We start from the raw sequence: 566 nt of genomic DNA, 5'->3' as shown, positions 1-566 counted from the left end.
CCACCCTCACCGCCCGCGCCAACCTCGCCGTCTCCTACCGGCAAGCCGGGCGCACCGCAGAGGCCATCACCCTGCTGGAACGGGTGCTCGCCGACCGCGAACGCATCCTCAGACACCAGCACCCGGACACCCTCACCGCCCGCGCCAACCTCGCCGTCTCCTACCGGCAAGCCGGGCGCACCGCAGAGGCCATCACCCTGCTGGAACGGGTGCTCGCCGACCTCGAGCAGATCCTCGGCCACCAGCACCCCGACACCCTCGCCGCCCGCGCCAACCTCGCCGTCTCCTACCAGCAAGCCGGGCGCACCGAAGAGGCCATCGCCATCGAGGAGCAGGTGGCCGCCGATGCCGTGCGCGTCCTCGGCCACCAGCACCCGGACACCCTCACCGCCCGCGCCAACCTCGCCCACTCCTACCACCAAGCCGGGCGCACCGAAGAGGCCATCGCCCTCGGCGAGCAGGTGGCCGCCGACCGCGAACGCGTCCTCGGCCACCAGCACCCCGACACCCTCACCACCCGCGCCAACCTCGCCCACTCCTACCACCAAGCCGGGCGCACCGAAGAG

Annotated in this window: 1 protein-coding gene; it reads left to right on the top strand. The window is 72.8% G+C overall.

Annotated elements, in window-relative coordinates; translation table 11 throughout:
* A partial coding sequence (locus ACFVUY_RS42110) for a tetratricopeptide repeat protein (RefSeq protein ID WP_387737234.1) occupies positions 1–566 on the top strand: 566 nt, incomplete at both ends.

The sequence above is a fragment of the Kitasatospora sp. NPDC058063 genome (genome assembly GCF_042885395.1).
GTDB classification, from domain to species: Bacteria; Actinomycetota; Actinomycetes; order Streptomycetales; family Streptomycetaceae; genus Kitasatospora; species Kitasatospora lactacystinica.
This window is presented reverse-complemented; position numbering and strand designations above follow the sequence as displayed.